Consider the following 21,289-nt stretch of genomic DNA (forward strand, 5'->3'; position numbering starts at 1 on the left):
GGCGACGGCTACACGAGCTCGCGCAGCGCCTCGATCTGCTTCACCCGGCCGGCCGCGTCCTCCGCGATCGGCACGACGTTGAGCACGGTGGCGCCGGCCTCCTCGAACGCGGCGATCCGCTCCTTCACGTAGCCCTTCGGGCCGATGAGGGAGACGCTGCGGGCCAGCTCGTCCGGCACGGCCTCGACCGCGGCGGCCTTGTCACCGGCGAGGTAGAGCTCCTGGATCCGGTCGGCCTCGGCGCCGTAGCCGTAGTTGGTGGCCAGGGTGTGGTAGAAGTTCTTGCCCTTGGCGCCCATGCCGCCGATGTACAGCGCGAGGTGCGGCTTGACGAAGCCGAGCAGGTGGTCGACGTTCTCGCCGATCGCGAGCGCGGGGCCCGCGTAGACGTCCAGCTCGCCGAGCGACGGGTCGCGCTTGGCCTTGCCCTCGGCGACGGCGTCGCCCCACACGTCCTTCGCCTTCTCCGGCAGGAAGAAGATGGGCTGCCAGCCCTCGGCGACCTCCGCCGCCAGCGCCACGTTCTTCTGGCCCAGCGCGGCCAGCAGCACCGGGATGCGCTCGCGCACCGGGTGGTTGATCAGCTTCAGCGGCTTGCCGAGCCCGGTGCCGCCGTCCTCCTGGGTGAGCGGCATCGTGTAGAACTTGCCGCGGTGCTCGAGCCGCTCGCGGCGCCACACCTTGCGGCAGACCTCGATGATCTCGCGGGTCCGGCCGATCGGAGCGTCGTACTTCACGCCGTGGAAGCCCTCGATCACCTGCGGGCCCGAGGCGCCGAGGCCGAGGATGAACCGGCCGTCGGAGACGTTGTCCAGGCCCGCGGCGGTCATCGCCGTCAGCGTGGGCGTGCGGGTGTAGATCTGCAGGATGCCGGACGCCAACTGCACGCGCTCCGTCTTCGCGGCGAGGTAGCCCAGCGCGCTCACCGCGTCGAACGAGTACGCCTCGGGGACGAAGACGATGTCCAGCCCCGCCCGCTCCAGGTCGAGGACCTCGTCGGCCGTGGCCTTGAACCCGTCCGTGTAGTTGATGCCCAATCCGATTCGCATAGGCGTTAGGTTCTCACAAAGCAACCGCTTAGCGACAGGGTGCCCGAGGATTGTGGTCAGGTCCCGCGGCGGAGCACCACGAAGGAGTGCCCGGGCACCGTCGTCGCGCCGTCCGCGATCGACGGCTCCTCCCACGACAGCACGGGGGACCCGTCGAACGGCGCGGCGACCGGCGACGGGGAGAAGTTCACGACCAGTGTCAGGTCGCCCCGGTGCACGGCGAACCAGGTGGCCTCGCCCGGGTGATCGCAGGCGACGGCCCGCAGGTCGTCTGCGGCGAGGGCGGGGTCGCGACGGAGCGCGATGAGGGCGCGATGGGTCTCCAGCAGCCGCGCGTGCTCCGGACTCGCCGGCTCCGACCAGTCCAGGTGCGAGACCGCGAAGGTCTCGGGATCCTGCGGGTCGGGCACGTCGCCCGGCGGCCAGCCGTGCTCGGCGAACTCGGCCTTGCGACCCTCCGCGGTGGCGCGCGCCAGCTCCGGCTCGGGATGGCTGGTGAAGAAGCGGAAGGGCGTCCGCGCGCCCCACTCCTCGCCCATGAACAGCATGGGCGTGAACGCGGAGAACAGGACCAGCGCGGCCTTCACCGCCAGTTGGCCGTCGGTCAGGTACGCCGCGGGCCGGTCGCCGCGGGCTCGGTTGCCCACCTGGTCGTGCGTGCACGTGTAGGCCAGGAGCTGTGACGGTGCCACCCGCGCGGGGTCGATCCGTTCCCCGTGGGTGCGGCCGCGGAACGAGCTGTACGTGCCGGCGTGGAAGAAGCCCTCGGTGAGGACCGTCGCGAGGCACTCGGGGCTGCCGAAGTCGGCGTAGTACCCCTGTCGCTCGCCCGAGACGATGGTGTGGATCGCGTGGTGCACGTCGTCGTTCCACTGGGCGGCGAGCCCGCAGCCGCCCAACTCGGTGGCGGTGACCAGGCGCGGGTCGTTGAGGTCCGATTCCGCGACGAGGGCCAGCGGACGGCCGAGGTCGGCGGAGAGGCTCGCGGCCAGCGCGGCGGCGTCCTGCAGGATATGGCGGTCGGAGTGGTCGACGAGGGCGTGCACTGCGTCGAGCCGCAGCCCGTCGACGCCGTAGCGGCGCAGCCACCAACCGATGTCGTCGAGCAGGAACCGACGGACCTCGGCGCTGCCCTCGCCGGACAGGTTGATGGTGCGACCCCAGGAGTTCGCGCCGTCGGTCTCGTACGGGCCGAAGCGCCCGAGGTAGTTGCCCGACGGTCCGAGGTGGTTGTGCACCACGTCGAGGAGCACTCCCAGTCCGAGGTCGTGCGCCGCCGCGACGAAGCGCTCCAAGCCCGACGGTCCGCCGTAGGGCTCGTGCACCGCGAACCAGCCGACACCGTCGTAGCCCCAGCCGTGCTCCCCGTTGAAGGCGTTGACCGGCATCACCTGCACGAAGCCGACGCCCAGGTCCCGTAGGTGCGGCAGGCGCTCGATGGCCGCGTCGAACGTGCCCTCGGGGGTGAACGCGCCGATGTGCAGCTCGTAGACGACCGCACCACGCAGCGCGCGGCCCGCCCACCGCGGGCCGTCCACCTCCGGGATCAGCGCCGACGGGCCGTGGACCCCGTCGGGCTGGCGGGGCGAGCGCGGATCCGGGAGGACCGTCTCGTCGTCATCGAGGAGGAAGCCGTATCGCGCACCGGGCGAGGCCGGCGCGGTGACCCGCCACCAGTCGCCGGTGCCGCGGCGCATCGCGTGGACCGCACCCTCGAGCCAGAGCCGCACCCGCCGGGGCCGCGGAGCCCACACCTCGAAGGCGTGGTCGGCGGCGGCGACGGGCGGGGTGGACATCGGTTCGCAACGATAGCGTCAGTGGAGGCTCTCCCACTCCGCGGTGCGGGCGCGGTGCAGCTCGATCGCCGCGAGCGCCGACTCCGCCGTCTCGTGCCGGCCGCCGGTGATGCACCCGATCGGGCGGTAGTCGTGCTGGTCGAGGGCGCGGAACCGCCACACGTCGTCCAACGAGTGGGTGCAGACGTGCGTGGTCAGCGTGACCACGGCCGGTTCCCCGAGGCACGCGCTGGCGTCCTCGGCGAAGACCTCCGCAAAGGTGCGCTCGCCGAGGCGGACGTACAGCGTGTCGCTCATCGGCACTTCGCTCAGCACGGTGCGATCCCCGGCGAGGATCAGCCGGTCGTGGATCTCAGCCGTGAGCGCCCAGGCCGAGGCCATCCCCGCGCAGCGGATCAGCAGGTGCGCGACCTCCTCCGCGTCGTCCAACAGCCCCAGGATGGAGTTGCGGCCCTCGCGCAGCGCCCGCACCTCGATGGCGCCGCCCGGCAGCGTCTGCGCGGTGAGGCGCGACGTTCCGGAGACCACGACCAGCCGCCCGGTGGGCAGCAGGTCGGCCGGGAGGCCGTGGTCGCGCAGCGATTCGGCGACCCGCGCGAGCGTGGAGGCGCGGATGCGGTTGCCGCTGACGCCGACGCGCGCGGTGGCGGACTGGGCGAGTGCCGTGGAGAGCGGCCGCGGGGTTTCGCTGTTCATGCCCCGAGTGTGCGCGGACCCACTGACAAGTTTTCTACTCGCGTACCAGCAGGGCGACAGGATGTTCGAGGAAGACCTCGTTGAGCGGTGTCCGACCTGCGACGACGTTCCCGGTCAGACGATCGGTCCAGCTGTCGTCACCGAGGTCGACGTGCGTGTCGCGCCAGCCCCCGGTGCGCTCGAGGCGGAGCGAGTGGCGCGTCGCGAGCGCGGCGACATCGGGGGCCCCGTCGCGCGGGCCGCGGAGGAAGCCGAGCAGGTGGTCCGCCGCCGGTCCGTCCGCGGCGATCGGGGCGTACGAGCCCTCGACGAAGCTGCCCGGACGCTCGCGGCGCAGCCGGAGCGCGGCACGGACGAGGCGCTGCTTGGGATGGGCGTCGTCCGCCGCGTCCCAGTCGACGGGCCGCCGGTTGTCCGGGTCGACCAGCGAGTCCTCCCAGCGTTCGGTGCCCTGGTAGACGTCCGGCACGCCGGGGCCCGCGAGTTGCAGCAGCTTCTGGGCGAGCGCGTCCGAGCGGCCGTGCGGCGCCAGCCGGGCGACGAGGTCCGTGAGCGCGGCACCGTCGAACAGCGCGTCGAGGAAGGCGTGTCCGGCGGCCTCGAAGGCACCGTCGGGCGAAGTCCAGGAGGTGCCGATGCGGCCCTCGCGCATCGCCTTCTCGGCGTACGCGTGCAGACGCCCCCGGAGGTCGTCGGTGATCGCGCCGTCATCCGGCCAGACCCCGAACGCGGTCTGCAGGAGGAACAGGCCCGTCACCGGGTCCAGCAGGGAGGGGCGCAGGAGCATCCACCGGTCGACGACGGGGGCCCAGTCGGTCGGGCACTGGCTCAGCACGCCGATCCGGGCCCGCACGTCCTCGCCGCGCTTGGTGTCGTGCGTCGAGAGGGTCGTCATCGTCGCGGGCCACTCGGCGGCGCGGCGGGCGAACGCCGGGTGCGGGTCAGTCGGCCCGAAGTCCGACGGTGCGCCGCCGACCTCCTGCAGGGAGATCAGTCGCGCGGTGCGGTAGAACAGCGTGTCCTCGACGGCCTTCGCGGTGAGCGCGCCCGTGAACTGGGGGAAGCGCGCCGTGGTCTCGGCGCCGCGGTCGCGGGCCTCGGCGAGCAGGTCGACGGCGTCCGTGCTGCCGGGCTCGTCCTCATCGCACTCCTGGGAGCGGGTGCGGACGTCCTCGCGCAGCCGGGCCGCGGCTGTCGCGAGCACGGGGTAGTCGTCGCGGTAGTACGGCGTGACCTGCGCCCATCGCACGATCGCCTCCTCGATCAGCGGCTGCGGAGGCGGCCCGGCGAGCGATTTCGGCGTCGATTCGCGCAGCACTGCCCGCGCGAGCCGGCGCAGCTCGGGGCCGAGATCGCCCCGGGCGAGCCCGTCGCCGATCCCGAGGCGCGCGGCGTGCAGCGCCTCCGTGCCGCCGTCGTCGCCCGCCCAGCGCTCGTGCACCGCGCTGAGGCCCACCGCGCCGGCGGGATCCAGCAGGGCATGGCCGAGCTCGCGGAGCGCGTCGTAGCCGGTCGTCCCGTCCACGGGTAGCCCCGGATCCAGCGGCTCGTCCGGCTCGAGGATCTTCTCGATCACGATCCAGGCGTCGGGGCCGGTCAGCTCGCGCAGCCGGCGCAGGTAACCGGCGGGATCGGCCAGTCCGTCCGGGTGATCGACGCGCAGCCCGTCGGCGATGCCGTCCGCGAACCAGGACCCGATCTCGGCGTGCGTCGCGGCGAAGACGGTGGGATCCTCCACGCGCACCGCGGCCAGGTCGTCGACGGTGAAGAACCGGCGGTACGCGCGGACCGGGGAGTCCCACGGCACCAGCCGGTAGGGCTGGGCGTAGTGGACGCGCTCGGCGTCGCCGCCGCCCACGTCGCGGCCGATCGGGAAGACCCGGTCGTGGTAGCGCAGCACCGGCTCCGGACCGGTCCGGTCGAGGCTGATCGCCGCGGCGTCGGCCTCGGAGGCCAGGACGGGGAGGGCGAGTTTGCCGCCCGCGCCGTTGCGCGGGTCCCAGTCGATGTCGAAGTAGTGCGCGAACGGGGACTTCCGGCCGTGCGCGAGCACGTCCCACCACCACGGGTTCTGCTCGGGGCGGCCGACGCCGAGGTGGTTCGGGACGATGTCGATCACCAGGCCGAGTCCGTCGACGTGCGCCGAATCCGCGAGGCGTTCCAATCCCTTACGCCCGCCGAGCTCGGCGCGGACCGTCGTCGGATCGGTCACGTCGTAGCCGTGCGTCGAGCCGCGGACCGCCTCGAGGACGGGGGAGAGGTAGAGGTGCGTCACGCCCAGATCGGCCAGGTGGGGCACGCGACGGGCGGCGTCGTCGAAGGTGAAGGACGGCCCCAGTTGCAGCCGGTAGGTCGCGCCGACGGGTCGCACTACGCCGGAAGACATGGGCCCGATCATGCCATCCGCGATCGCCGCCGCCGGTCGGCGCCACACCCACCCGGCGGATGGCCACGCGGCGCGGCGCACCGCTAACGTGGCCCGACATGACGCCCGACGAGATCCTCGACCTGGACACCCGGACGCTCTGGCACCCGTACAGCGCCGTCGGCGGCGCGGGGGCGCGGGTCGTCACCTCCGCCGAGGGAGTTCGCCTGACGCTCGGCGACGGCACGGAGGTCATCGACGGGATGAGCTCCTGGTGGGCGGCGATCCACGGCTACCGCAATCCCGTGCTCGACGCCGCCGCCAAGGCCCAGATCGACACCATGTCGCACGTCATGTTCGGCGGGCTCACCCACGAGAGCGCCGCCCGCCTCGGCGAGCTGCTGGTGCGCATCACTCCCGACGGCCTCGACCGCGTCTTCCTCGCCGACAGCGGCTCGGTCTCCATCGAGGTCGCCGTGAAGACCGCCCTCCAGTACTGGCGAGCCCGCGGCGTCGCCGGCCGCAACCGCCTGCTGACCTGGCGCGGGGGCTATCACGGCGACACGTTCACCCCGATGAGCGTCTGTGACCCGGACGGCGGCATGCACTCGCTGTGGAGCGACGTCCTCACGACGCAGGTCTTCGCGCCCGCGCCGCCCGCCGAGTACGACGAGGCCTACGTCGCCGAGCTGGATCGGCTGGTGGCCGAGCACGCGCACGAGCTGGCCGCCGTCATCATCGAGCCGGTCGTGCAGGGTGCGGGCGGCATGCGCTTCCACCCGCCCGCCTACGTGGCGGCCCTCCGCGAGATCACGCGGCGGCACGACGTCCTGCTCATCTGCGACGAGATCGCCACCGGCTTCGGCCGCACCGGCACCCTCTTCGCCAGCGAAGCCGCCGGCATCACGCCGGACATCCTGTGCGTCGGCAAGGCCCTGACCGGCGGGTACCTCACCCTCGCCGCCATGCTTTGCACCGATGAGGTCGCGCTCACCATCTCGCGCTCGGACCAGGGTGCACTCATGCACGGCCCGACGTTCATGGGCAACCCGCTGGCCTGCGCGATCGCCGTCGCCAGCACGGAGCTGCTGCTCTCTCAGGACTGGGCCGCCCGGGTCGCGGCCATCGAACAGGGGCTGCGGGACGGCCTCGCACCGCTCCGCGAACTCCCCGGTGTCGTGGACGTCCGGGTGCTCGGCGCCATCGGCGTCGTGCAGCTCGAGAAGCCCGTCGACATGGCCGCCGCGACCGACGCGACCATCGCCGCGGGCGTCTGGCTGCGCCCCTTCCGCGACCTCGTCTACACGATGCCGCCGTTCGTCAGCACCCCCGACGACGTCGCGGCGATCTGCGGAGGCGTGTCGGCCGCAGTGCGCGCGGCGCTACAGTGAGGGCATGAACGGTGTTCAACTCCCGGCTCGCCGAGACGTGCAGGCGGACGCGCTCGGGTGGCTCGACGGCTACGCCGCCGACCGAGCCGACGCGGGTCTCCGCCGGTCGCTGACGGCGCGCCGGCCCGGGGAATCCGGCCTCGACCTCGCCTCGAACGACTACCTGGGGCTCAGTCGCCACCCCCGCGTGCTCGATGCCGCCGCCGAGGCGCTCCGCGTCTGGGGCGCCGGCGCGACCGGATCGCGCCTGGTCACCGGTACGACCGAGCTGCACGAACGGTTCGAGCGCAACGTCGCCGCCTTCGTCGGCGCGGAGGCCGCCCTCTGCTTCTCGTCCGGGTACCTCGCGAACCTCGGTGTGGTCACCGCCCTCGCCGGCCGGGGTGCGCTCGTCGTCTCCGACGGCGGCTCCCATGCCTCCCTCGTCGACGCCTGCCGCCTGTCCCGCGCCCGGATCGTGGTCACCCCGCGGGGCGACGTGAACGCCGTTCGAGAAGCCCTCGCGGAGCGCTCCGAGGAGCGGGCGATCGTCCTCACCGACTCGGTCTACAGTGCCGACGGCGTCCTCGCGCCCGTCGGCGACCTGTACGCCGCGGCCCGCGCGCACGGTGCCGCGCTCGTGGTCGACGAGGCGCACGGCCTCGGCGTCCGTGGCGACGGTGGGCGCGGCCTCGTCCAGGAGCTGGGGCTCGCGGGCGCGCCCGACCTGGTCGTCACCGCCACCATGTCGAAGGCGCTCGGCTCGCAGGGAGGCGTCGTCCTCGGCCCCGAGCGGGTGCGCGCGCACCTCATCGATGCCGCGCGTCCCTTCATCTTCGACACCGGCCTCGCGCCGGCCGCCGTCGCCGCCGCGGACGCCGCCCTCGGGGAGCTCCGGGCCGATCCCGCGCTCGCCGGCCGGGTCCTGAGCCGGGCGCGCGCCGTCGCGGCGGGCATCGGCGCGCCCGAGCCGACGTCGGCCGTCGTCTCGCTCGTCCTCGGCGAACCCGAACGGGCCGTCGCCGCCCGCGATGCCTGCGCGGCACAGGGCGTGCAGGTCGGCTGCTTCCGGCCGCCGTCGGTCCCGGAGGGCACGTCGCGCCTGCGGATCACCGTGCGCGCCGACCTCACCGATGCCGACGTCGCCACGGCCGTCGGCGCGATCCGGGCGGCCGTCGCGTGATCCTCTGCGTCACCGGCACGTCCACCGGCGTCGGCAAGACCGTCGCGACGGCGGCCCTCGCCGCCGCCCTGCTGCCGAGCGGCCCGGTCACCGTCGTCAAGCCCGCCCAGACGGGGTTCGCCGACGGTGCGGTGCGGGACGAGGACGGCCAGCTCGCCGACGCGGCCGAGGTGGCCCGCCTCGCGCCGGGCGCCGTCACCGTCGAGCACCGTCGGTACCCCGAACCCCTCGCGCCGCTGACCGCCGCCCGCCGGGCGGGTCTGCCGCCCCTCGGGCGCGACGAGGCCGTCGTCGTCGTGCGGCAGGCGAGTGGTGCGGTGCTCGTCGAGGGTGCCGGCGGCGTCCTCGTACGCCTCGGTGTCGACCGGAATCGCACACCGTTCACGCTCGTCGATCTGGCGGCCGATCTTGACGCACCGGTCGTCGTGGTCGCCGACCCGGCGCTCGGCACGCTCAATCACACCGAACTGACGGTCCGCGCCCTCGAGGCGGGCGGCGTCGCCTGCGCCGGCATCGTGCTGTCCCGCTGGCCCGACGCCCCGGGCCTGGCCGAGCGGTGCAACCTCGACGACCTGCCCGAGGTCACGGGCGTGCCGATCGTCGGGCGGATCCCCGACGGTGCCGCCGCGCTCCCGCCCGCGCGGTTCGCGGCGGCGGCACCCTCGTGGTTCGACGGGCCCTGGCTCAGCGCGCGATCCAGGCGCTGAGCAGGTCGATCCGCTGCCAGCCGCCCGGCACGTCGAGCGGGTAGCCGGCCGGACCGGCGGTGCGGGCGATCCGCTCGCGCAGCTGATCGTCGGTGAGGCCGGGATGCGCGGCACGGAGCAGCCGGACGGCGCCCGCGGGCACCTGGACGGGGGCGTCGCCGCCGACGCGCGGCAGGCCCCAGCTCAGGTCGCGCCGGTACGCCGCGGCCCCGGCTCCCGTCTCGACGTAGTTCTGCTGGCACGCGACGACCTCGGCGATGCCGGCGCCGGCGCGCGCCGAGAGGACGGCGCGCAGCTCGGTGCGGGCGCCGGCGACCAGGTCGGCGAACCGCGGGTCGGCGAGCGCGTCCGAGACCGCCGCCTGGGCGAGGATCCGCCCGCCGATCACATCGAGCGGATAGTGCACCCCCAGGACCACGCGGTGGCGGCCGTAGTCGGCGCCGCGCGCGAGGAGCTGCGGCCCGAGCTCGGGGAGCAGCGTCGCGATGACGATCGCCTCGGCGTACCCCCAGGCGGTGTGGCCCGACGGGTACGAGCCCGAGCCGCGCACCGAGTCGTACAGGTCGGCGCGGCCGTCGCCGTAGCGGGTGATCCGATCCGGGGCGATCTCGAACGGGCGCCGGTACTGGAAGTGCTTCTTCGCGGCGGAGGTGTCGACATAGGAGTTGATCAGCGCCTTCTTGCCCACCAGGAGGGCGGTGGTCTTCGGGAGCTCGCCGGCTTTCTCGGCGGCGCGGAAGGCGGGGGTGAGGCGGCTGCCGAGGGCGTTGAAGACGGAGTCGTCGAGGATGCCGTAATTGTCGTTGACGGCGTAGCGCTGCTCCGCGGGGGTCGCGGCGCGGTTGGTGGCCACCGCCGTGTCCAGGTTCGCGTCGAGGACGGATTTCGGCAGGCCGGAGAAGGCCGCCAACTGATCGATGTACGAGTTGGGCGCGACCTTCGAGCCGCTCGCCTCCGCGGAGAACGGGCTCGCCGACGGCGCCGGCTTCGGGGTGAGCGTGCAGGAGGCACCCGGGGCCGCGGCGGCGGTACCCGCCGTCGATCCGAGCGGTCCGGTCAGGGAGGCGATCGCGATCGCTGTGACCAGTATCTTCTTCGAGCGCAACGTCATGGGAACACTGTCGCGGCGATAGATAGAAAAGGGAAGGAAACGAATTCGGTCGAGTCGGTGAACGTTTCCCGCCGTCGCGAGGCGAGCCTTGAACACTGTTCATGAATTGAACGCTGTACAGTGCTCGGTAACCGCGACGCCTCGGTGTCGCAGACCACAGCCGAACGACCACAGCCGACGAGGGAGATCACATGACCGGGGTCCTGGCCGACATCATCGAGGTCGCGCGCGAGCAGGTGCTCGAGCGCGGCGAGGGGCTGAGTCAGGAGCAGGTGCTCGCCGTGCTCCAGCTCCCCGACGACAAGCTCGACGAGGTGCTGCAGCTCGCGCACGAGGTGCGCATGAAGTGGTGCGGTCCCGAGGTTGAGGTCGAGGGCATCATCAGCCTCAAGACCGGCGGCTGCCCCGAGGACTGCCACTTCTGCAGCCAGTCCGGCTTGTTCGAGTCGCCCGTGCGCTCGGCGTGGATCGACATCCCGTCGCTGGTCGAGGCCGCGAAGCAGACCGCCAAGACCGGTGCCACCGAGTTCTGCATCGTCGCCGCCGTCCGCGGCCCGGACAAGCGCCTCATGAGCCAGGTCGCCGCCGGCATCGAGGCGATCCGCAACGAGGTCGACATCCAGATCGCGTGCAGCCTGGGCATGCTCACCCAGGAGCAGGTCGACGAGCTCAAGGCCATGGGCGTGCACCGCTACAACCACAATCTCGAGACCTCGAAGTCGCACTTCCCGAACGTCGTGACCACGCACTCCTGGGAGGAGCGCTGGGGCACCCTGCAGATGGTGCGCGAGGCCGGCATGGAGGTCTGCTGCGGCGGCATCCTGGGCATGGGGGAGACGCTGGAGCAGCGGGCCGAGTTCGCCGCGAACCTCGCGGAGCTGGATCCCGACGAGGTGCCCCTCAACTTCCTCAATCCGCGCCCGGGCACACCGTTCGGCGACCTCGACGTCCTCGAGCCGAACGAGGCGCTCAAGTCCGTCGCCGCGTTCCGGCTCGCGCTGCCGCGCACCATCCTGCGGTTCGCCGGCGGCCGCGAGATCACGCTCGGTGACCTGGGTGCCGAGAAGGGCATCCTCGGCGGCATCAACGCCGTGATCGTGGGCAACTACCTCACCACTCTGGGCCGCCCGGCCGAGACCGACCTGGACTTGCTCGGCGAGCTCAAGATGCCGATCAAGGCCCTCAACGACACCCTGTGACCCTCGTGGCCGACAAGGAGCCGGTGTACGACGTGTACACCGGCAAGCCGCTCGCCGAGGGCGCGCCCGTCTTCGCGGCGGCGCTGCTCGGGCTCGAGCCGCCGCGCTATTGCACGTACTGTGCGCGCCGGATGATCGTGCAGGTCAGCCCGCACGGCTGGACCGCACGGTGCTCCCGGCACGGCGAGTTCGATTCGTCGAGCGGCGAACGCTGATCGGCGTTCACAGCTCCTCTCGCTAGGCTGCGTCCCGATGACTACTGCAGCCCCGCCCCGGTCCGCGTCGGACGTCGTGGTGCCGGCCGTGATCGCCGCGGTCCTTGGCGCCGCCGGAGGCCTGCTCTGGGGCCTGACGGTGCCCGGCGTGCGCGGCGTGCTCACGCGGTCCGGCATCGTCTGGCGCGAGGGCCAGCTCGACAACATCTTCCAGGCCACGGTCCTGTTCGTCGCTGTCGCCGCGGTCGGCGGGCTGCTCACCGGCGCTGCGGTCTTCGTCCGTCGACGGCGTACGCCGCGGGGCGTCGCGATCACCCTCGGTGCCGCGGTCTTCGCGGTGTTCATCGCGACGGTGCTCGGTCAGGCCGTGGTCGATGCCCGGTTCGCGGGTCCGGGGGAGCCGGGCCTCGACTTCACCGCGGCACCGTCGATCCGGCTCGACGGTGCCAACGTCTTCGCCGTCGCCGACCACTCCGGCGGAGTCCTGGGCGATCTCGCGTCGTGGGTGCTGGTGCTCGTGTGGCCGGCGTCCGCCGCCCTGTGGTGCACGCTGGCCGCCCTGGTCGGGCGGCTCCCGGCGGAGTCAGTCGCCGGTGTGCCCGCGGAGCAGGTCCGCGAAATCGGTGACGGGCCCCAGGTCGAGGGCCTTGCCGGAGCGCCGGGGGGCGCCGAGGTCCGACGGTCCGCCGAAGCCGGCGACGGCACCGTCGGACTGGACGAGCGCGCCGGCGAGCTCCGCCCCGGCCCGTGAGACCCTGGCTCCGAGCTCGGAGGAACCGAAGTCCTCGGTCGCGGCGAACACGCCCGTCGGGAGGATCTGCGCGCGCAGGTAGCTGAACAGCGGCCGGAGCGCGTGGTCGAGGACCAGCGAATGCCGCGCCGTGCCGGCGGTGGCCGCGACGAGCACCGGGACGCCGGTGAGGGCCTCGGGGTCGAGGGCGTCGAAGAACATCTTGAACAGCCCGCTGTAGCTGGCGGTGAACACCGGCGAGACGGCGATCAGGCCGTCCGCGGTGGCGATCGCGTCCTTCGCCGCGCTGAGGGCGGGCGTCGGGACGCCGGTGGTCATGACGGTCGCGAGGTCGCGGGCGAGCTCGCGCACCTCGATCACGGTGACGTCCACGGCCTCACCGCGGGCCGACACCGCGGCGCGCGTGGCGTCGGCCAGCTGATCCGCCAGCAGGCGGGTCGACGACGGCTCGGAGACGCCGGCCGCGACGACGACGAGTGAGCGGGGCACGGTCAGACCTCCTGTCGTGCAGTGGGGAGCGGCATGGAGAGGAAGGTTCCGGTCATCGTCAGGCCTCCTTCGCGGCGGCGAGGTCCTGGGCCGGCAGGACCAGGTGGTGCGGCGAGTCCGGGCCGGCGGCGACGAGCGAGGCGTGGGTCGGCGGGTCCGACGGGACGTGCGCCGGGCGGCGCAGCTCGAACTCCTTGCGGAGCACCGGGACCACTCGGGTGCCGAGTATCTCGACCTGCTCGAGGACCTGGTCCAGCGGGAGTCCGGCGTGGTCGAGCAGGAAGAGCTGGCGCTGGTAGTCGCCGGCGAAGTCCGCGAAGCCGAGCGTCTTCTCGATCACCTGCTCGGGCGTGCCGACGGTGAGTGGGGTCATCTGCTCGAAGTCCTCCAGCGACGGGCCGTGGCCGTAGACGGGGGCGTTGTCGAAGTAGGGCCGGAAGCGCCGCTTCGCCTCGGCCTCGGTCCCGGCCATGAAGACCTGGCCGCCCAGGCCGACGATCGCCTGGTCGGCGGAGCCGTGGCCGTAGTGCTCGTAGCGCTGCCGGTACAGGCGCACCATCTGCTCGGTGTGCTCCTTGTTCCAGAAGATGTTGTTGTGGAAGAAGCCGTCGCCGTAGAAGGCCGCCTGCTCGGCGATCTCGGGCGAGCGGATCGACCCGTGCCAGACGAAGGGCGGCGTTCCGTCGAGCGGCGCCGGCGTCGACGTGTAGCTCTGCAGGGGCGTGCGGAACTGGCCCTCCCAGTCGACGACGGGCTCGCGCCACAGGCGGCGCAGCAGGTGGTAGTTCTCGATGGCCAGCGGGATGCCCTGGCGGATGTCCTTGCCGAACCACGGGTACACCGGACCGGTGTTGCCGCGGCCCAGCGTGAGGTCGACGCGGCCCTCGGCGAGGTGCTGGAGCATCGCGTAGTCCTCGGCGATCTTCACCGGGTCGTTCGTGGTGATGAGCGTGGTCGCGGTGCTCAGCGTGAGGTGCTGCGTCTTGGCGGCGATCCAGCCGAGCAGCGTGGTGGGGGAGCTGGGGACGAACGGCGGATTGTGGTGCTCGCCCGTGGCGAAGACGTCGAGGCCCACCTCCTCGGCCTTGAGCGCGATCTTCGTCATCGCCTCGATGCGCTCGTGCTCGCTGACGGTGGTGCCGGTGGTCGGGTCCGTGGTGACGTCGCCGACGCTGAAGATTCCGAACTGCATGTCCATCCTTCCCGATCGGGCCCCTGCCGGGCCCTTCGAGAACTGTAACGGACTGCGGTCCGATTATGTTCCGCGGGGCGGGTCCGCGGCGTCGTGCCGGGTCAGAGGGGCTCCCGGCGCAGCACGTCGGAGGAATTGAGGATGATCACCTCGCGGTCGGACTCCGTGAGCGCGGTGAGGAAGCCGGACTCGACCTTGAGCACGTGCGCCGTGACGACTCCCGTCCTGGTATGCAGACGCTCGGCCGGGGACCAGGGCGTGCGCTCGACCGCGGCGAGCAGCAGCACGGCGATGGCCGCGTTGGAACCGACCTCACGGACCGCGAAGTCGACGGTCCGGCCGCTGACGCCCTCGGCGGACCAGCGCTTCACCGCGAGGATCGCCAGCGCGATCGCGGCGGCGCCGATCGGTACCCAGACGTAGCCGTAGGTGACCGTGAGGGCGATGCAGGCCGTCGCGAGCACCGCGACGAGCAGCGCCGACCACACGCTCGTCGGCGAGTCGGTGTGCATCCGCCACACGAGGCGCACCGCCGAGAGCGGGAGCAGGATCATCACGAGGACGCTCGTGAACTCGGGGTCGCTCATGAGGGTGCCGAGCACGATCGTGAGGGCGCTGTTCACGTCGGTCACGGCCATGATCCGCGACGCGACGCGCCAGTCCCACTCCGAGACGACGAGGAGCCGCAGCACCACGAACAGCACGGCCACGCTCGCCCCGGTGCCGAGGGTGCGCACGATCCGCGCGTCGGTGGCGTCCGCCAGCTTCTTCGCGATCGCCCGGTCCTGCGCGGTTTCGTCGGTCTCCGCATCGCTCACACGCGGATCGTAATCACGGCACGGCCGTCCGTGGTTGCGATCGCGAGCTCCTGGTCCGCCCAGTCGCGCCGAGATCCTTGCTTTCGTTCCGCAATTCTTCCTGCGGGAACCGGGATCGGCGTCCTACCATCGGATTCGTCCGTACCCGACCGAGGCGCTGATCATGTCGACACTCACCGACCTGCAACTGCTGACCGAACTCGAACCCGTGGTGGGCGAGAACATCGACCGCCACCTGGGCGTGGCGAAGGACTGGAGTCCCCACGACTACGTGCCGTGGGACGACGGCAGGAACTTCGCCGCGTTGGGCGGCACCGACTGGGAGCTCGCGCAGTCGCCGCTGTCCGAGGTGGCACGCGTCGCGATGATCACCAACCTGCTCACCGAGGACAACCTCCCGTCCTACCACCGCACCATCGCCGACAACTTCTCCCTCGACGGCGCCTGGGGTACGTGGGTGGGCCGGTGGACCGCGGAGGAGAACCGGCACAGCATCGCCCTGCGCGACTACCTGCTGGTCACGCGCTCCGTCGATCCGGTGAAGCTCGAGCGCGACCGCATGACGCACCTCGAGCTCGGCGTGGAGGCGCCGGACGAGTACGGCGGCGTGCTCGACCAGGTCGTGTACGTGACCATCCAGGAGCTCGCGACCCGCATCAGTCACCGGCAGACGGCGCGGGTCTGCGACGAGCCGGTCGCCGACGCGCTGCTCAAGCGGATCGCCACCGACGAGAACCTGCACATGATCTTCTACCGGAACCTGACCGCCGCGGCGCTGGAGATCGCGCCCGACCAGGTGCTGAAGTCGATCGCCAAGGTCACCACGAACTTCGTCATGCCGGGCGAGGGCAAGCCCGACTTCCGGCGCAACGGCGTCCTCATGGTCAAGCACGGCATCTACGACCTGCGCCAGCACCTCGACGACGTGCTCCGGCCGATCTTCAAGGTCTGGGGCCTGTTCGACCGGAACGACGTATCGGCCGCCGGCGAGCAGTACCGCGATGAGCTCGGGCGTTATCTGGAGAAGCTGGAGGCGGACGTCGTGCGGTTCGAGGAGAGCCGGGCGCGCGCCGTCGAGCGCGAGCGGGCGCGGGCGGAGCGCAGGTCGGCCTGACGACGACCGGTCCGACGGTGCGCCGCCTGCCCGTCAGCCGGGCGGGCGCAGCGTCGCGAACTCGTCGGTGATCCGCAGGTAGGAGTCGGTGAACCGGTACAGCGCCGGCGGGCGGCCACGGGTCGCCTGCCCGGTCTCGCCGGTCGCGGTGATCACCGATCGACGGGACAGGATGCGCAGCAGGTTGGTCGAGTCCACCGGGTAGCCCAGGACGGCGACGTAGATGTCGCGCAGCTGGGAGACGGGGAAGGCGCGCGGGGCGAGAGCGAAACCGATGTTCGAGTAGGAGAGCCGGGCCGCGAGCCGGGCGCGGGCGCGGTGCACCATCGCGGCGTGGTCGAAGGCCATCGTCGGGAGCGCCTCGACGGGGTGCCACGTCGTGTCGTCGGGCAGGCGCGGATCGGTGCCGGAGCGGACGAGGCCGAGGAAGGCGGACGCCAGCGTGCGGTCGGCGTCTGCACTCGCGGGAACGCGGTGGGGGTCGGAGAACTCGGCGAACTGCTCGAGGTGCGCGACTTCCGTCAGGTCGACCTTCTCGGCGAGGAGCCGGCGGGCGCTGGTCGGGAGGTCCTCCCGGGCGTCGAGCAGCCCACCCGGGAGCGACCATGCGCCCTGGTCGGGGGCCAGGGCGCGCTGCCACAGCAGCACCTCGACGGTGCCCTCGCTCACGCGGAACACGACGGAAAGGACTTCGTGTGCGACGTGGTGCGCGGGAGCGGTGCTAGCATCGGCCATATATCGATCATAGGTCGATAAATCATCGGATCGAGGAAAGGGAGGCGAGATGACCACAGCCACGTCCGCCACCACCGAGTTCAGCTCCCCGCTCTACGACCGGATCGTCGAGGGCGGTGGGATGTACACCGGCGTCGACGGCGACCGCGAGTGGGCGGCCGAGGTCAAGCGCCTCGCGAAGCTCCGCGACGCCACGATCCTCGCCCACAACTACGAGCTGCCCGCGATCCAGGACGTCGCGGACTTCGTCGGCGACTCGCTCGCCCTCTCCCGGATCGCGGCCGACGTCTCCACGTCGACGATCGTCTTCTGCGGCGTCCACTTCATGGCCGAGACCGCGAAGATCCTCAGCCCCGAGAAGACCGTGCTCATCCCGGACCAGCGGGCCGGCTGCTCCCTGGCCGACTCCATCAAGGCCGTCGAGTTGCAGGAGTGGAAGGACGAGCACCCCGGCGCCGTCGTCGTCTCCTACGTGAACACGACCGCCGAGGTGAAGGCCCTCACCGACATCTGCTGCACCTCGAGCAACGCCGTCGAGGTGGTGCAGTCGATCCCCGAGGACACCGAGATCCTGTTCCTGCCGGACCAGTTCCTCGGTGCGCACGTCAAGCGCGTCACGGGTCGGCAGAACATGCACATCTGGGCGGGCGAGTGCCACGTGCACGCCGGCATCAACGGCGACGAGCTCGCCGCGCAGGCCAAGGCCCACCCGGACGCCGACCTGTACGTGCACCCGGAGTGCGGCTGCGCCACCTCCGCCCTGTATCTCGCGGGCGAGGGGGCCGTCCCGGACGACCGCGTGAAGATCCTCTCCACCGGCGGCATGCTCGACGCGGCCCGCGAGACCGGTGCCACGGAGGTCCTCGTGGCCACCGAGGTCGGCATGCTGCACCAGCTGCGGATGGCCGCGCCCGGCGTCGAGTTCCGCGCCGTCAACGACCGCGCCTCCTGCAAATACATGAAGATGATCACCCCTGCGGCCCTGCTCCGCTGCCTGGTCGAGGGCAAGGACGAGGTCTTCGTCGACGCCGCGATGGCCGACGCCGGCCGCAAGGCCGTGACGCGGATGATCGGGATCGGGCAGCCCGGCGGCGGGGAATGACCACCACCGCCGTCGCCGACCTGCTGATCGTCGGCGCGGGCGTCGCCGGCCTGACCGCCGCCGTCGCCGCGGCGGACGCCGGCCTGACGGTCACGGTGCTGTTCAAGCCCTCGACCGGGGGCGCACCGTCGACGTCCACGGCCTACGCGCAGGGCGGAATCGCCGTGGTCGACCCGTCCGACCCCGAGGACTCGATCGACCGGCACGTCGCGGACACCGTCGGGGCCGGCGGCCCGCTCGTCGACGTCGTGGCGACGCGGTCGATCCTGGCCGACGGGCCCGCCGCCGTGGACCGCCTGATCAGCTGGGGCGCCGAGTTCGACCGGCGGCCCGACGGCCGCCTGGGGCGCACCCGCGAGGGCGGGCACACCGTCTCGCGGATCATCCACGCCGGCGGCGACGCCACCGGCGCCGAGGTGCAGCGAGCCCTCACCGCCGCCGCGAAGACCCGGCCGACCCTCACCGCGCGCCCGGGCCAGGCCTACGCGCTGCTCGCCGACGGTGACCGCATCGTCGGCGTGCGCACGGCCGAGGGCGATGCCTTCGGCCGCACCGTCCTGCTCGCCACCGGCGGTGCGGGACACCTGTTCTCCAGCACGACCAATCCGCTGGGCGCCACCGGTGACGGCATGGCCCTGGCGGAGGCGGCGGGCGCCGATGTCCGTGAGCTCGAGTTCGTCCAGTTCCACCCGACGATGCTCTACACCCCGGGGGCGCGCGGCCGTCGGCCGCTGATCTCCGAGGCGGTGCGCGGCGAGGGCGCGCACCTCGTCGACGCGAACGGCGACGCCGTCATGGACGGCGTGCACCCGATGGGCGACCTCGCGCCGCGCGACGTGGTCGCCCGCGCCGTGACCGAGGCGATGGAGCGCACGGGCGCGCCGTGCGTCTACCTCGACGCGACGATGATCCCCGATGTCGCGCACCGTTTCCCGACGGTGACCGAGGCGGTCCGCGCTGCGGGCCTCGACCCGCAGACCGACCTCATCCCGGTGGTCCCGGGCGCGCACTACCTGTGCGGCGGCGTGGTCACCGACCTGCACGGCGCGACCGGCGTTCCCGGCCTCTACGCCGCGGGCGAGGTGGCACGCACCGGCCTGCACGGCGCGAACCGGCTCGCCTCCAACAGCCTGCTCGAGGCGCTCGTGATGGGGCTGCGGGTAGCGGCCGCCGCGCGATCCGCGCCTGCACTCGACGACCGAACGTTCTCCACCGGCGCGATCCGGGAGATCGCGCCCCCGCCCGCCCGCGCGCAGCGGGAACCCCTGCAGGACGCCATGACCCGGTACTGCGGCGTCCGGCGCACCGTCGACGGCCTCACCGGCCTGACCGAACTGCTGGCCGATCCCGGCTTCGTCGCCGACGCGCCCGCGGTATCTTCCCGGGACCGGGAGGACGCCGTGCTCACCGCGGTGGCCCGACGCATGGCCGGGCAGGCCCTCGCCCGGCAGGAATCCGTGACCGAGGTACTGGAGGTACGTCCGTGACCGAGCTGACGCTGGAGCCCGACCGCGCCGAGGTGGTCCGTCTCATCCGGACCGCGCTCGACGAGGATCTCCGCTACGGCCCGGACGTGACCAGCGAGGCCACCGTGCCCGCCGGTGCCACCACGCTCGCCAAGGTGATCAGCCGCGAGCACGGGGTGCTGGCCGGCATCCCGGTCGCGGAGTGGGTGCTCGACGAGGTGGTCGGCCCCGGCAACTACCGCGTGCCCGCGAAGATCGCCGACGGCACCGTCATCGCCCCGGGCGATGTTGCCATGGCGATCGAGGGGCCGACGCTCGCCCTGCTCACGGCCGAGCGCACCCTGCTCAACATCGTCACCCACCTCTCCGGCATCGCGACCGCGACGGCCGCCTGGGTCGCCGAGGTCGAGGGCACCGGCGCGAAGGTCCGCGACAGCCGCAAGACGCTCCCCGGCATGCGCGCGCTGCAGAAGTACGCCGTGCGCGCGGGCGGGGGAGTGAACCACCGGATGGGCCTCGGCGACGAGGCGCTCATCAAGGACAACCACGTCGTCGCCGCCGGCTCCGTGACCGCCGCGATCGAGGCCGTGCGGCGCCGGGCCCCCGGCGTCCCCCTCGAAGTGGAGGTGGACTCGCTCGACCAGCTCGAGGAGGCCTTCGCGCTCGGCGTCGACCTCGTTCTGCTCGACAACATGCCGCTGTGGATGACGCAGTCCGCCGTCCAGCGCCGTAAGAAGCTCGCGCCGCGCACCAAGTTGGAGTCGTCGGGCGGGCTCTCGCTCGACGTCGCGGCGGACTACGCCCGGACCGGCGTCGACTACCTGGCCGTCGGTGCGCTCACGCACTCGGTGCGGGCTCTCGACCTCGGCCTCGACCTCTGAGCCGACCGCGCAGCGCCGTGGCCGGCGACCAGCGGCGTGCGAGCTCGCCGCCGGCGAGGACCGTCGCCGCGAGCACGACCATGACCGGGTACTGCACGACCAGTTGGTCCGCGGCCCAGTAGAAGCCCAGCAGCCCGGTCGCGACGAACGCCGTCGCCCGCGGCAGGAGGCCGAGCAGCGCGGCGACGCCGAGGGCGACCTCGGTCAGCGGCACCACGACGCCGAAGACCGTGGCGAAGCGGCCCATGACCTCGGTGGCGAACCACGCGAACGCACCGGGCACGCGGGGATTGCCGGTCGCGCTCCCGACGACCAGGAGGATGTCGCTCCGGCCGAAGCCCGCGTGGTACTTGACGTACCCCTCGTGCAGCCAGGCCGCGCCGAGCCCGAGCCGGGCGGCGACCACGGCCACCGTCGCCGCCCGGGCCGCGGCCGGGGTCATCGCCCGAGCTGCGCGGCGCCGAACACGGCGAGCGCCTTGTCGCAGTGCACCACCAGGTGGGTGTACTCCGCGGACGAGACGCCTGCGGGAATCGTGAACCGCTGCGCGGCCTTGTCGTAGGCGATCGCGCCCAGACGGACGCCGCCCTTCACGTCGGCCTCGGTGGTTCCCTTGGCCAGGTAGAGGTGCAGGTCGGGGCCCTCGTCGGAGGAGAAGCCCGTGAGTTCCACCGCGTCGCCGGTGATCGTCGCGGTGCCGGCGACGTTCTTGCCGTTGAGGCCGGCGAACATCCCCGTGACGGCGGCGGTCGACGGTGCGGACATGGGCATCGACATGGGCATGGACATCGACATGGAGGCGGCGCCGGTGCTCGTCATGGGCTCGGCGGCCATGTCCTTCGAACCGCCGCACGCCGTCAGGGCCAAGCCCAGGACGACGGTGGCGACAGCGCCGGTGAGGTGGGAAGCGCGCATGATGGGTACTCCTTCTCGATCACGTGGCCGGCGGCTCGGGCGCCGACTCGGGATCGAGTCAATCGCCGGTCGGGGGCCGGGAGAAGGAGAGTGTCAGCGCCGTAAGGGCTCCTTTCAGTTCTGTAAGGAACGGCG

At 72.4% G+C, this 21,289-nt stretch carries 20 protein-coding genes; 9 read left to right on the forward strand and 11 right to left on the reverse strand.

Going from position 1 to position 21,289, the window contains the following annotated elements; genetic code table 11:
* Positions 1-8: 8 nt before the first annotated feature.
* The 4 genes from BLW32_RS11965 to treY are packed head-to-tail and all read right to left on the reverse strand — an operon-like array spanning position 9 to position 5,927.
* Entirely contained in the window at positions 9-1,049 is a 1,041-nt protein-coding gene (locus tag BLW32_RS11965) for an LLM class F420-dependent oxidoreductase (RefSeq protein WP_068742039.1), read from the reverse strand.
* A 56-nt stretch (positions 1,050-1,105) separates the two neighbouring features.
* On the reverse strand, positions 1,106-2,845 hold the full coding sequence (gene treZ / locus BLW32_RS11970; protein WP_068742038.1) for a malto-oligosyltrehalose trehalohydrolase: 1,740 nt from the start codon (positions 2,843-2,845) through the stop codon (positions 1,106-1,108).
* Between the two features lie 18 nt (positions 2,846-2,863).
* Entirely contained in the window at positions 2,864-3,541 is a 678-nt protein-coding gene (locus BLW32_RS11975) for a hypothetical protein (RefSeq protein ID WP_068742037.1), read from the reverse strand.
* Between the two features lie 34 nt (positions 3,542-3,575).
* Positions 3,576-5,927, reverse strand: coding sequence for a malto-oligosyltrehalose synthase (gene treY, locus BLW32_RS11980; RefSeq protein ID WP_068742320.1), 2,352 nt, complete (start codon positions 5,925-5,927; stop codon positions 3,576-3,578).
* A gap of 98 nt (positions 5,928-6,025) precedes the next feature.
* On the opposite strand from treY, the gene BLW32_RS11985 reads away from it, so the two are divergent.
* Genes BLW32_RS11985 through bioD form a run of 3 tightly spaced genes read left to right on the forward strand, consistent with a single transcriptional unit; the run spans position 6,026 to position 9,166 of the window.
* Positions 6,026-7,297, forward strand: a complete 1,272-nt coding sequence (locus BLW32_RS11985; protein ID WP_068742036.1) for an adenosylmethionine--8-amino-7-oxononanoate transaminase — start codon at positions 6,026-6,028, stop codon at positions 7,295-7,297.
* A 4-nt stretch (positions 7,298-7,301) separates the two neighbouring features.
* Entirely contained in the window at positions 7,302-8,459 is a 1,158-nt protein-coding gene (locus BLW32_RS11990; RefSeq protein WP_068742035.1) for an 8-amino-7-oxononanoate synthase, read from the forward strand.
* On the forward strand, positions 8,456-9,166 hold the full coding sequence (gene bioD / locus BLW32_RS11995; RefSeq protein WP_068742034.1) for a dethiobiotin synthase: 711 nt from the start codon (positions 8,456-8,458) through the stop codon (positions 9,164-9,166). The genes BLW32_RS11990 and bioD overlap by 4 nt, the downstream gene beginning before the upstream one ends.
* On the opposite strand, the gene BLW32_RS12000 is transcribed toward bioD, so the two are convergent.
* Positions 9,144-10,277, reverse strand: coding sequence for an acid phosphatase (locus BLW32_RS12000; protein WP_068742033.1), 1,134 nt, complete (start codon positions 10,275-10,277; stop codon positions 9,144-9,146). The two genes, bioD and BLW32_RS12000, sit on opposite strands and share 23 nt — an antisense overlap.
* 191 nt (positions 10,278-10,468) lie before the next feature.
* On the opposite strand from BLW32_RS12000, the gene bioB reads away from it, so the two are divergent.
* Both bioB and bsaP read left to right on the forward strand, forming a co-directional pair.
* Positions 10,469-11,476 (forward strand): biotin synthase BioB, encoded by a 1,008-nt coding sequence (gene bioB, locus BLW32_RS12005; RefSeq protein ID WP_068525350.1) that lies wholly within the window; start codon positions 10,469-10,471, stop codon positions 11,474-11,476.
* A complete protein-coding gene (bsaP, locus tag BLW32_RS12010; RefSeq protein ID WP_231857382.1) occupies positions 11,473-11,691 on the forward strand; it encodes a biotin synthase auxiliary protein BsaP in 219 nt (72 codons plus the stop codon). Before bioB ends, bsaP begins: the two co-directional genes overlap by 4 nt.
* A gap of 583 nt (positions 11,692-12,274) precedes the next feature.
* Here the strand turns inward: bsaP and BLW32_RS12020 are convergent.
* The 3 genes from BLW32_RS12020 to BLW32_RS12030 all read right to left on the reverse strand — a co-directional run bounded on the left by BLW32_RS12020 (position 12,275) and on the right by BLW32_RS12030 (position 14,941).
* Positions 12,275-12,931, reverse strand: a complete 657-nt coding sequence (locus BLW32_RS12020; protein ID WP_068525352.1) for an FMN reductase — start codon at positions 12,929-12,931, stop codon at positions 12,275-12,277.
* A gap of 58 nt (positions 12,932-12,989) precedes the next feature.
* Positions 12,990-14,123, reverse strand: coding sequence for an LLM class flavin-dependent oxidoreductase (locus tag BLW32_RS12025; protein WP_068742319.1), 1,134 nt, complete (start codon positions 14,121-14,123; stop codon positions 12,990-12,992).
* A gap of 101 nt (positions 14,124-14,224) precedes the next feature.
* Positions 14,225-14,941, reverse strand: coding sequence for a hypothetical protein (locus BLW32_RS12030; protein WP_068742031.1), 717 nt, complete (start codon positions 14,939-14,941; stop codon positions 14,225-14,227).
* Positions 14,942-15,101: 160 nt separating this feature from the next.
* Between BLW32_RS12030 and BLW32_RS12035 the strand changes: the two genes are divergently transcribed.
* On the forward strand, positions 15,102-16,055 hold the full coding sequence (locus BLW32_RS12035) for an acyl-ACP desaturase (RefSeq protein WP_114515318.1): 954 nt from the start codon (positions 15,102-15,104) through the stop codon (positions 16,053-16,055).
* 33 nt (positions 16,056-16,088) lie between these two features.
* Here BLW32_RS12035 and BLW32_RS12040 read toward each other — a convergent pair whose 3' ends face one another.
* Positions 16,089-16,790 (reverse strand): NUDIX hydrolase, encoded by a 702-nt coding sequence (locus BLW32_RS12040; RefSeq protein ID WP_068525357.1) that lies wholly within the window; start codon positions 16,788-16,790, stop codon positions 16,089-16,091.
* Between the two features lie 49 nt (positions 16,791-16,839).
* Here BLW32_RS12040 and nadA point away from each other — a divergent pair, with 49 nt between their 5' ends.
* From nadA to nadC, 3 genes are read left to right on the forward strand one after another with little or no spacing between them, the layout of a single operon-like run.
* Positions 16,840-17,892: a quinolinate synthase NadA gene (gene nadA / locus BLW32_RS12045; RefSeq protein WP_068525359.1), complete on the forward strand. Its 1,053-nt coding sequence runs from the start codon at positions 16,840-16,842 to the stop codon at positions 17,890-17,892.
* Complete coding sequence (gene nadB, locus BLW32_RS12050) at positions 17,889-19,379, forward strand: L-aspartate oxidase (RefSeq protein WP_068742030.1); 1,491 nt, start codon at positions 17,889-17,891, stop codon at positions 19,377-19,379. The genes nadA and nadB overlap by 4 nt, the downstream gene beginning before the upstream one ends.
* On the forward strand, positions 19,376-20,239 hold the full coding sequence (nadC, locus tag BLW32_RS12055; RefSeq protein ID WP_068525363.1) for a carboxylating nicotinate-nucleotide diphosphorylase: 864 nt from the start codon (positions 19,376-19,378) through the stop codon (positions 20,237-20,239). The genes nadB and nadC overlap by 4 nt, the downstream gene beginning before the upstream one ends.
* Here nadC and BLW32_RS12060 read toward each other — a convergent pair.
* Both BLW32_RS12060 and BLW32_RS12065 read right to left on the reverse strand, forming a co-directional pair.
* Positions 20,196-20,681 carry a hypothetical protein gene (locus BLW32_RS12060; protein WP_068626698.1) on the reverse strand — a complete coding sequence of 162 codons (486 nt, stop codon included), beginning with the start codon at positions 20,679-20,681 and terminating at the stop codon, positions 20,196-20,198. The two genes, nadC and BLW32_RS12060, sit on opposite strands and share 44 nt — an antisense overlap.
* A complete protein-coding gene (locus BLW32_RS12065) occupies positions 20,678-21,154 on the reverse strand; it encodes a DM13 domain-containing protein (protein ID WP_068525367.1) in 477 nt (158 codons plus the stop codon). The genes BLW32_RS12060 and BLW32_RS12065 overlap by 4 nt, the downstream gene beginning before the upstream one ends.
* Positions 21,155-21,289 lie beyond the last annotated feature (135 nt).

The organism is Tsukamurella tyrosinosolvens (genome assembly GCF_900104775.1).
Taxonomy (GTDB): Bacteria; Actinomycetota; Actinomycetes; order Mycobacteriales; family Mycobacteriaceae; genus Tsukamurella; species Tsukamurella tyrosinosolvens.

What these genes read in the sequence shown, in the direction of transcription:
- BLW32_RS12060 (WP_068626698.1), bottom strand. Translation starts at nt 20,681, where the DNA reads ATGACCCCGGCCGCGGCCCGGGCGGCGACGGTGGCCGTGGTCGCCGCC.
- BLW32_RS11985 (WP_068742036.1), top strand. Translation starts at nt 6,026, where the DNA reads ATGACGCCCGACGAGATCCTCGACCTGGACACCCGGACGCTCTGGCAC.
- BLW32_RS11990 (WP_068742035.1), top strand. Translation starts at nt 7,302, where the DNA reads ATGAACGGTGTTCAACTCCCGGCTCGCCGAGACGTGCAGGCGGACGCG.
- bioB (WP_068525350.1), top strand. Translation starts at nt 10,469, where the DNA reads ATGACCGGGGTCCTGGCCGACATCATCGAGGTCGCGCGCGAGCAGGTG.
- BLW32_RS11965 (WP_068742039.1), bottom strand. Translation starts at nt 1,049, where the DNA reads ATGCGAATCGGATTGGGCATCAACTACACGGACGGGTTCAAGGCCACG.
- treY (WP_068742320.1), bottom strand. Translation starts at nt 5,927, where the DNA reads ATGTCTTCCGGCGTAGTGCGACCCGTCGGCGCGACCTACCGGCTGCAA.
- BLW32_RS11975 (WP_068742037.1), bottom strand. Translation starts at nt 3,541, where the DNA reads ATGAACAGCGAAACCCCGCGGCCGCTCTCCACGGCACTCGCCCAGTCC.
- BLW32_RS12025 (WP_068742319.1), bottom strand. Translation starts at nt 14,123, where the DNA reads ATGCAGTTCGGAATCTTCAGCGTCGGCGACGTCACCACGGACCCGACC.
- BLW32_RS12065 (WP_068525367.1), bottom strand. Translation starts at nt 21,154, where the DNA reads ATGCGCGCTTCCCACCTCACCGGCGCTGTCGCCACCGTCGTCCTGGGC.
- nadA (WP_068525359.1), top strand. Translation starts at nt 16,840, where the DNA reads ATGACCACAGCCACGTCCGCCACCACCGAGTTCAGCTCCCCGCTCTAC.
- treZ (WP_068742038.1), bottom strand. Translation starts at nt 2,845, where the DNA reads ATGTCCACCCCGCCCGTCGCCGCCGCCGACCACGCCTTCGAGGTGTGG.
- BLW32_RS12000 (WP_068742033.1), bottom strand. Translation starts at nt 10,277, where the DNA reads ATGACGTTGCGCTCGAAGAAGATACTGGTCACAGCGATCGCGATCGCC.
- nadB (WP_068742030.1), top strand. Translation starts at nt 17,889, where the DNA reads ATGACCACCACCGCCGTCGCCGACCTGCTGATCGTCGGCGCGGGCGTC.
- BLW32_RS12040 (WP_068525357.1), bottom strand. Translation starts at nt 16,790, where the DNA reads ATGGCCGATGCTAGCACCGCTCCCGCGCACCACGTCGCACACGAAGTC.